General features: G+C 66.0%; 7 protein-coding genes and 1 pseudogene. All 8 read right to left on the bottom strand.

Annotated features, from left to right (window positions below):
• Positions 1-543, bottom strand: a pseudogene (locus tag KFO72_RS40470) (hypothetical protein); the annotation flags it as partial.
• 589 nt (positions 544-1,132) lie between these two features.
• Positions 1,133-3,253 carry an ABC transporter ATP-binding protein gene (locus tag KFO72_RS40465; protein ID WP_107204333.1) on the bottom strand — a complete coding sequence of 707 codons (2,121 nt, stop codon included), beginning with the start codon at positions 3,251-3,253 and terminating at the stop codon, positions 1,133-1,135.
• A complete protein-coding gene (locus KFO72_RS40460; RefSeq protein ID WP_054933906.1) occupies positions 3,250-4,149 on the bottom strand; it encodes an ABC transporter permease in 900 nt (299 codons plus the stop codon). The genes KFO72_RS40465 and KFO72_RS40460 overlap by 4 nt, the downstream gene beginning before the upstream one ends.
• On the bottom strand, positions 4,146-5,156 hold the full coding sequence (locus KFO72_RS40455) for an ABC transporter permease (protein ID WP_225034456.1): 1,011 nt from the start codon (positions 5,154-5,156) through the stop codon (positions 4,146-4,148). The genes KFO72_RS40460 and KFO72_RS40455 overlap by 4 nt, the downstream gene beginning before the upstream one ends.
• Before the next feature lie 31 nt (positions 5,157-5,187).
• Complete coding sequence (locus KFO72_RS40450; RefSeq protein WP_054933908.1) at positions 5,188-6,870, bottom strand: ABC transporter substrate-binding protein; 1,683 nt, start codon at positions 6,868-6,870, stop codon at positions 5,188-5,190.
• A 243-nt stretch (positions 6,871-7,113) separates the two neighbouring features.
• Positions 7,114-8,133, bottom strand: coding sequence for a HoxN/HupN/NixA family nickel/cobalt transporter (locus KFO72_RS40445; RefSeq protein WP_060602081.1), 1,020 nt, complete (start codon positions 8,131-8,133; stop codon positions 7,114-7,116).
• A gap of 29 nt (positions 8,134-8,162) precedes the next feature.
• Entirely contained in the window at positions 8,163-8,660 is a 498-nt protein-coding gene (locus tag KFO72_RS40440) for a cupin domain-containing protein (protein ID WP_225034455.1), read from the bottom strand.
• A gap of 74 nt (positions 8,661-8,734) precedes the next feature.
• A partial coding sequence (locus KFO72_RS40435) for a hypothetical protein (RefSeq protein ID WP_225034454.1) occupies positions 8,735-8,938 on the bottom strand: 204 nt, incomplete at its 5' end.

Below are 8,938 nucleotides of genomic sequence, written 5' to 3'. Positions count from 1 at the left end.
ACCGCCACCACCGCCACCGCCACCGCCACCGCCACCACCATTCCCGCTACCACCATTCCCGCTACCACCGCCATGCCCACCGCCATGCCCACCGCCGCTCGAATTGCCGCTCGGGCCTGCTGCCGCTCCAAACCCGCCGCCGCCCGAAGCCGCGCCGCCCGAAGCCGACGAACCCGAAGACCCAGCGGCAGCCGCGCCCGCGCTCGCGCCTGCACCGCTGCCACGTCCGCCGTTGGGCGCGCAGTTGCCAGCGTTACCAATACATGTGTTGAGCAGAAACACTGACGCCGCATCGTCGGCTGCCGTGGTCGTGCCGGACTCCACGCCCGTCGATGCCGTACCGTCCTGTGCCGGTTGCATCGCAGCCGACGCTCCGCTGGCAGGCAGCAGAGCATCGGCTGTGACGATCCACTTCGGAATCACGTCGTCCGCGGATGCGGCCTGAACGAACTGGGCCGCCAGGAAAGTCCCCGCGCCAACCACGAAGGTTGCCGTACCCCGTTTAACCTTGTAGTAGTACGTATCAAATGATTTGTTCTTCATCGCACCTCTCCCGAGGAAACGACGACCCCCGCAAGCCGTCATTTCTTATTCACTGCTTGTCGCTTGTCCCGTTTGTTCGTATTGCACGCGCTGAGCCGATCGGCGGCGGGCGGCGCTTTCGTCGCTCTTCAGGTTCGCGGCGCGCGCCGTTTTCGACGTCATGTCGCGCGCGATGCGCCCTGCCTGTCATCCGCTGCCTGCGGCTTCTGATGTGCCCGGCGCCAGTTGTTATCGTTGACTGTCGGCGCCGGGCCGCGTGCGAGCCCCACATGGCCAGGCAGATGCGCTGACGCTTCATCCGCCCGACGCGGGATCGACTGTCCGTTCTGCGCGCCGTTTCGCCGTTCGTCGTGACGGCGCGAAGCAGCGCTGCCGAGGGTTTGTCGATCCCGACGCAACCCCATGCGTGAGCGTGATTTAGCGATAAACATGCCATTGGGCGCGAACGCCCGCCGCGCGTGGCATTCGCGTGACCGCTCCGTTGCGCGCGCATCGAAACGCGCAAAAAACGTTTCGGACCTGAAACGCAGGCCTCGAATCACGCGATTTTTCGTTTCAGCGCGCGAGCATGCGGCGCCGGGGCAGGGGATCAGTTGCGGCGCTGAAGCACGCGCAATTCGTCGACGGGGATGTGGCAGCGGATGCGATGCGCGTCGCCGGCATCGGCCCAGGGCGGGTCCTGCTGCTCGCAGATCGCCCCCAGCTTGCGCGGACAGCGTGTATGAAACACGCAACCCGAAGGCGGCGCGGCGGGGCTCGGCAGTTCGCCGGCAAGGCGGATGCGCTGCGGCTTCGCGCCATGCGGTGCTTCGCTATCGTGCGGGTCGAGCGCGGGCACCGACGACAACAACGCTTCCGTATAAGGATGATGCGGGCCGCCGAACACGGCCGACGCGGGCCCGATCTCCAGCAGGCGGCCGACGTACAGCACCGCGATGCGATCGGACAGGTAGCGCACGACATTCAGATCGTGCGAGATAAACACATAGCTCACGCTGCGATCGCGCTGCAGATCGGCGAGCAGATTGAGGATCGCGGCCTGCACGGACACGTCGAGCGCGGAAGTCGGCTCGTCGCAGACGACGATGCGCGGATCGCCCGCGAACGCGCGCGCAATCGCGACGCGCTGCTTCAGACCGCCCGACAGTTGCCGCGTGCGCGAGCCCAGATAACGGTCAGGCAGCCTGACAGCCTGCGCCAGCGACGCCAGTCTTTCCTCGCGCGCGTCGCCGTGCAGCGCGGACAGGCGCGACAACGCGCGGCCGATCAGCCGTCTGACCGAGTGCGCGCGATTGAGCGCCGAGTCGGGATTCTGGAACACGATCTGCAGCGACTTCACCTGTTCGTCGTTGCGATGCGTGACGCGTGCCGGCAAAGGCGTGCCGTCGAGTTCGATCACGCTGCCCGCATCGGGCGATACGAGGCCGAGCAGCAACTTCGCGAGCGTCGTCTTGCCGCTGCCCGATTCGCCGACGAGACCCAGCGTCTCGCCCTTCGCGAGTTCGAGCGATACATCGTGGACAGCGCGCAGCGCCGCGCCCCCGACGTGGAATGTCTTCGAGACGTTTTCCGCGCGCAGCACGGGCGAGGCGTCGCGTGCTGCATGTCCTGCGTTGCCGAAAGCTTGAGCGGGCGCATCGACGGACGTAAGGCGCGGCAGTTCCATCGCGCGCTCGTGGTAGTGGCAGCGCGACATCTGATCGCCATGCCGCGCGCTCACGCGATACGGCGGCGGGGCTTCGCGCCGGCAGCGGTCGTCGGCGAGACGGCAGCGCTCCGCGTAGATGCAGCCCTGCGCGACGGAACCCGGCTGCGGCAGGCTGCCCGCAATCGTGTCGAGCCGGTCAGTGTCCTTACTGCGGCCGACGGTCGGCAGGCAGCGCAACAGGCCGACTGTGTACGGATGGCGCGGCCGCGCGAACACGTCTTGCGTGGCGCCTTCTTCGACGAGCTTGCCCGCGTACAGCACGCCGACGCGCTCGCACATCCGGCCGATCACCGCGAGGTTGTGGCTGATGAACAGCACGGCTGTGTGGAACTCGTCGCGCAGTTGCGCGACGAGATCGAGCACTTCGGCTTCGACCGTCGCGTCGAGGCCTGTCGTCGGTTCGTCGAGAATCAGCAGCGCGGGTTTCGACGCGAGCGCCATCGCAATCACGACGCGCTGCTGCATGCCGCCCGACAGCTGATGCGGATAACTGTCCATCACGCGCTCGGGCTCGGCGATGCGCACCTTGCGCAGCATGTCGGCCGTTTGCTTCAGCGCATCTTCGCTAGTCGCGCCGGATGCCTCGAACGCTTCGGCCACCTGGCGCGCGATCGTCAGCGATGGATTGAGCGCGCGCGACGGGTCCTGATAGACCATCGATATTCTGTTCGCACGCAATTCGCGCAACGCGGCGGCGTCGAGCGAATGCACTTCCTTGCCCGCAATCGAAATGCGTCCCGCCTTTACACGCCCGTTGCGCGCCAGATAGCGCAGCGTCGCCATCGCGACCGTCGACTTGCCGCAGCCCGATTCGCCGACAAGCCCATACGATTCACCGCGCCTGATGCGGAACGACACGTCTTGCAGCACCTCGCGCTCGCGTCCGCGCGTGCGATACGCGACCGTCAGCCCGACGATCGTGAGCGCGTCGGCCCGCTCGCTCTTCGATACATCGAAGGCGGGAAACGAAGCGGGCGGCGCAGGCGAAGAGGGACCGTTCATCCGTCGACGGCTCCTTGGACAGCATCGGCGATCAGGTTCACGCCGACCACCAGCGACGCAATCGCGGCTGCGTCGAACACGACGGTCCACCAGGCGCCGCCCGCCATCAGCGTGTACGACTCGGAGAGCGCGAGGCCCCAGTCGGCGGAAGGCGGCTGGATGCCGAAGCCGAGGAACGACAGCGTGGCGACCGCGAAGATCGCATAGCCGAGACGCACCGTCGCTTCGACGATGATGGGCGGCAGCACGTTCGGCAGGATTTCCGCGAACATGATGTAGAACGCGTTCTCGCCGCGCAGCTGGGCCGCAGCGACATAGTCGAGATGGCGTTCGGCGAACACGGCCGCGCGCACGGTGCGAGCGGTGATTGGCGTGAACGTGATGCCGATCACTAGGATCACCGTGAGGTTCGACGCGCCCACCGCGGCCAGCGCGAGCAGCGCGACGATCACGAGCGGCAGCGCGAGCACGGCGTCGATCGCGCGTCCAATCACGTTGTCGACCCAGCCGTCGAAGTAACCGACCGTGAGGCCGAGCGCCGTCCCCGCCAGCGTGCCGAGCAGCGTTGCGAGCGGCGCGATGGTGAGAATGTCCCGCGCGCCGACGATCACGCGCGACAGCACGTCGCGGCCCAGCTGATCGGTGCCGAACCAGTGGCCTGCCGCGGGCGGCGCGAGCGAATTCAGAGGATCGGACGCGTAGGGATCGAGCGGCGCGACCCATGTCCCCGCAATCGCGCAGACGATCCACCACAGCACGATCGCCGCGCCGACGACGAAGGTCGGCGAGCGCAGCAGCACGCGCAGCGTGTCGTAGCGTGTGTCTCGCGCGCGCGGTGCGGCGGGCGCGGGTGCGGGCGTGTTCGACGAGGGCGGAGGCGAAGCCGTCGTGCTCATTCGGCGCTCCCTACGCGCAAGCGCGGATTGAGCAGCACGTATAGCGCATCGGCGACGAGATTGGCGACCGTGTAGACCACGCCGATGGTCAGCACGCCGCCTTCGAGCATCGGGAAGTCTTTGGACTTCGCTGCGTTGTAGATCAGCGAGCCGATGCCCTGATAGTGGAACAGCGTCTCCACGACGACCAGTCCGCCGATCATGTAGCCGAGCTGCGTCGCCGCGACGGTGATGGTCGGCAGCAAGGCGTTGCGCAGCACGTGCCGGCCGATCACGATATGCGGCGGCAATCCCTTCAGAATCGCGGTGCGCGTGTAGTCGGCGTCGAGCGCCTCGACCGTGCCCGCGCGCGCCATCCGCGCGATGTAGCCGAAGAACACGAACACGAGCGGCAGGACGGGCAGGACGAGATGCTTCAGTTGCGTGAAGATGCCCGCGTCGGGCGGATACGTTGCGTCGATGGGCAGCCATTGCAGCCATACGCCGAACACGAGTATCAGCACGATCGACGACACGAACTCGGGCACGACGGTAGCCGACAGGCCGACGATGCTGATCGTGCGGTCGAGCCAGCGTCCCGCGTGCATCGCGGCCCATACGCCGCCCGCGATGCCGAGCGGCACCACCAAGATGAACGCCAGAAAACCGAGCTTCGCCGAGTTCGCCAGCGCACTGCCGACGAACGACGCGACCGGCTCGCGATACGTGTACGACAGGCCCATGTCGCCTTGCACGAAGTGCGTGATCCACTGCGTGTATTGCGTAAGCAGAGGACGATCCGCGCCGAGCTGATGATTGAGCGCGGCCACTGCGCGCGCATCGGCGAGCGGGCCGAGTATCGCGCGGCCGATATCGCCGGGCAGCAGCTGGCCGCCCGCGAACACGATCACCGACAGCAGCCACAGCGTGATCAACGACAGCCCGACACGCGTCCCGATGAAGCGCAAGACGCGCATTGCGCTGCCGCGCGGGCCACGAGCGATGGAAGCGGAAACCGTGGTCGACATCGATGTTCCTTGCTCGCAGCGTGGTGCGCAATCAGGCGAGCGTCGCGCGATCGAAATACAGCTGCGCGATGGCCGTGAAGCGCACGCCGTTCAACTGCTTGCGCGCGGCGATCAACTGGTCGTAGAAGAACGGGAAGATCACGGGCGTCTCGTCGAGCAGCAGTGTCTGGATCTGCGCCGACACTTTCTTCTGTGCGGCGATATCGAGCGCGGCGACATAATCGGCGACCAGCTTGTCGTACTGGGGGTTCTTGAAGTGCGCGGCGTTCCATGTGCCCGTGCTCGTCAACGGTGCATTGAGGAATACGTTCGGCACGCCGCGGCTACCGTAATCGGTGATGCCGAGCGGCGAGTCGAGCCAGTCGGATTTGCCAGGCGTGCCCGAGCCGTAGTACTGCGACTGGCTCTCGACCTTCAGGTTGATGCGGATGCCCACGGCCTTCGCATAGTTCTGCACGACGACGGCGAGGTCGGGAATCTCCATGAACTTCTCGGTCGTGAGCGTCACGTCGAAACCGTTCGGCACGCCCGCCTGCGCGAGCAGCTGCTTCGCCTTCGCGACGTCGATCTTGCGCTGCGGCGCGCCCGCATCCGACGACGGAAACACAGGCGCGAACGGGCTGTCGTTGCCGGGCTGCGCGCGGCCCTTGAAGAGTCCCTTGACGATCACGTCGCGATCGAGCGACAGCGCGAGCGCCTGGCGCACGCGCTTGTCCTTGAACTGCGGGCTGTCGACGCGCATGTGAATCTGCCGGTGCGCGCTCGACTTCACGCCGACCACCTTGAACTCGGGATTGTTGATCAACCCCTGGCCGCCCTGCACCGTGAACGTCGGCATCACGTCGGCCTGATGGCCTTGCAGGGCGAGAATCTGCGCCTGCTGGTCCGCGTAGAAGGTGAACTGCACGCGCTGCGGCAGCGCTTTTTCGCCCCAGTAGTCGGGATTGCGCACGAACGACACGCCGACTTTGGCCTGGTACTTTTCGAGCTTGAACGGCCCGGTGCCGATGAAGGTTTTCTCGTAGTTGCCCGCATAGTTCGCGGGCAGAATCACGGCGTTGTAGTTGTCCGACGAAACGTAGTACGGGAAGTTGCCGTTGGGCGCGTCGAGATGGAATGCAACCGTGTGATCGTCGACGACTTTCGTGCCGCCCTTCGACAGCACGCCCTTGAGTGTCGAAAGCGCGGCCGAGCCGGCGGCGGGGTCGGCGAGGCGGTCGAAGGTTGCGGCGACGTCCTTCGCGGTGAAGGGCTGGCCGTCATGGAACTTCACGTTCTCACGCAGCTTGAAGGTCCACACATCGCCCTTGTCGTTCGGCTTCCACGACAGCGCGAGCACGGGTTTGAGCGTTTGCTTTTCGCCGTCGTCGTCGATCAGGAATTCGCCGGTCTGATTGAGCAGGCAGAGGCTCGCGGAGTCGGTGACCGTCATCGGATCGACGGCGCCCGTGGGCGTGAGATGCGCGACCCGGATCGTCGCGTTGGCGCCCGCCGCGCCTTGCGCCCGAGCGCTGCGCGGCGCGAGCAATCCGCCGCCCGCAAGCGACATGCCGATCACGCTCGCATAACGCAGCAGTTCGCGGCGCGTCAGGCGGCCGGCGAGAAATTCGTCGATGGCGTGATTGCCGTGGGCGTCGGCGCTGCGGCGTGCCGCCTCCAGATCGAGTGCTTCTGCCGGGCGAGGCGCAAAACGCGGGTCCGCGGAATTCTTCATCGATGGTGGTCCGATCCGTTCTGTTGGGACGCCACGCGTGCTGTTGCGAGGCGCTGCGGTGGTAGTGCGGCGTTGATGCGGGTTCAGTGTAAGCGATTGCCTCTGGATTGGGAGCATTCGCTGCCGCACGCGCCTGCCTTCATACGATTCCCGGCGGCAGCTGTGTCGTGCGCACAACGGCGCGGCGCATGCCTGCAACGGGCTGCGCGCTGGGGCGGCGGTTCCGGCGCCCGGGCGGCGGTGTTACTGGCCGAGCGGCGCGGGCTTGCGCCAGCGATGAAACAAAACCGAGCCGACCCAGCACAGCATGAACAGGCTGACGATGCCATAGCCCAGCATGCCGAAGCGTTCGTTGACGGCGGCCACCGCGTCCCATGCGCCGCCGCTGAGTCCGAGCTTGTCCGAGAGCAAGCCGAGTGCCTCGATGCCGCCGATCGCGATCGCGACCACGGCCGACACGAATGTGATGCTCGCGTTGTAGTAGAGCTTGCGCTTCGGGTCGTCCATGGCCCAGCTATAGGCGTGGACCATCAGCACGTTATCGGTCGAATCGACGAGCGTCATGCCTGCCGTAAAGAGCGCGGGAAACACGAGGATCGAGTAGAGCGGCAGGCCTTTGCCTGCTTCGGCGGCGGCGATGGCGAGCAGGCCGATTTCCGTCGCCGTGTCGAAGCCGAGGCCGAACAGCACGCCGACGGGGTACATATGCCAGCTCTTCGTGACGAGCCGGAACAGGGGCTTCAGCGCGCGCGACAGCAGACCGGCGGGCGCACCGCGCGCGGCGTCTTCGTGCGTCAGTTCTCCGCCTTGCTGGACGTGCCGGTAGCGGCGCCACACGTCGCGCAGGATGACCAGGTTGACGCCTGCGAGCACGAGCAGAAAGACCGACGACACCATCGTGCCGATCGTCCCGCCCACGGCATGAAAGGCCTCGAAGCGCCCATGCAGCGACAGGGCGGTCAAGGCGATGCCGACGGTGGCGACGATCACGATGGTCGAATGTCCGAGTGAAAATGCCAGTCCGACGCCGAGCGGCCGCTTGCCTTCCTGCATCAGCTTGCGTGTGACGGTGTCGATCGCGGCGATGTGGTCGGCGTCGACGGCATGCCGCAGGCCGAAGCCGTAGGCGAGCAATGCGGTGCCGAGCAGCAGCGGATAGTCGCGAAACGCGATCAGCGCCCACGCCCACGCGGCGAGGTTGGCGCTCACCAGTGCGGCATACAGTGTGACGAGGCGGGGGCGCAGCGAAAGGGTCGGCGTCATACGGGCGTTGGACCTGGGTTTGCGGTGGGTCAATGATCGTGCGGGTGCTTGTGGATCGGGTCGACCCAATAGACCGTTTCGGGTTGTTCGACGGCGTCGATGTTCAGGTTCACGACGACGGCTTCGTTGTCGCTGCGCACAAGTACGCATTCGAGGGGATCGTCGGTGCTGGCGTTGATTTCCTGATGCGGGACATACGGCGGCACGAAGATGAAGTCGCCGGGGCCGGCTTCGGCGGTGAATTCCAGATGCTCGCCCCAGCGCATGCGGGCGTGACCGCGGACGACGTAGATCACGCTTTCTAGCGCGCCGTGGTGGTGGGCGCCGGTTTTCGCATTCGGGTGAATGGTCACGGTGCCCGCCCATAGCTTCTGAGCGCCGGCGCGCGCGGCGTTGATCGCGGCGGCGCGGTTCATGCCGGGGGTTTGCGGGGTGTTGGTGTCGAGCTGGTCGCCCTTGATGACTTTGACGCCGTGGTCGCGCCAGTTGATTGGGGGTTGGGGGGTGTGGTCGTGGTCGTGGCTCATGGATTGTCTCCTTGCCGGGCGCTTGCGGGGCTTTCTGTTTCCTGCTTTCTGCTTTCTGCTTTCTGGTCGGTTAGTTATTCTTGCATGGACAAAAGTTTGAGTGGGGGACGGGGTTTGGGATCGGCTGGCGACCTAGGTTTTTTTTGCTCGCCGCCGCGTTGTGGTGTTTGTCCGTCGCCGGTCGTGTGTTTTGATCTTTTTGCTGGCATCCGCGATTCGTTATCGCGCTTCAGGCGTCGCCCCTGTGCGGGGCGGCACCTACTTTTCTTTGCCGCCGC

The organism is Paraburkholderia sp. XV (assembly GCF_020177535.1).
GTDB classification, from domain to species: Bacteria; Pseudomonadota; Gammaproteobacteria; order Burkholderiales; family Burkholderiaceae; genus Paraburkholderia; species Paraburkholderia caribensis.
This window is presented reverse-complemented; position numbering and strand designations above follow the sequence as displayed.

Coding starts and splice junctions, on each gene's coding strand:
- KFO72_RS40455 (WP_225034456.1), bottom strand. CDS start 5,156: ATGTCGACCACGGTTTCCGCTTCCATCGCTCGTGGCCCGCGCGGCAGC.
- KFO72_RS40465 (WP_107204333.1), bottom strand. CDS start 3,253: ATGAACGGTCCCTCTTCGCCTGCGCCGCCCGCTTCGTTTCCCGCCTTC.
- KFO72_RS40440 (WP_225034455.1), bottom strand. CDS start 8,660: ATGAGCCACGACCACGACCACACCCCCCAACCCCCAATCAACTGGCGC.
- KFO72_RS40460 (WP_054933906.1), bottom strand. CDS start 4,149: ATGAGCACGACGGCTTCGCCTCCGCCCTCGTCGAACACGCCCGCACCC.
- KFO72_RS40445 (WP_060602081.1), bottom strand. CDS start 8,133: ATGACGCCGACCCTTTCGCTGCGCCCCCGCCTCGTCACACTGTATGCC.
- KFO72_RS40450 (WP_054933908.1), bottom strand. CDS start 6,870: ATGAAGAATTCCGCGGACCCGCGTTTTGCGCCTCGCCCGGCAGAAGCA.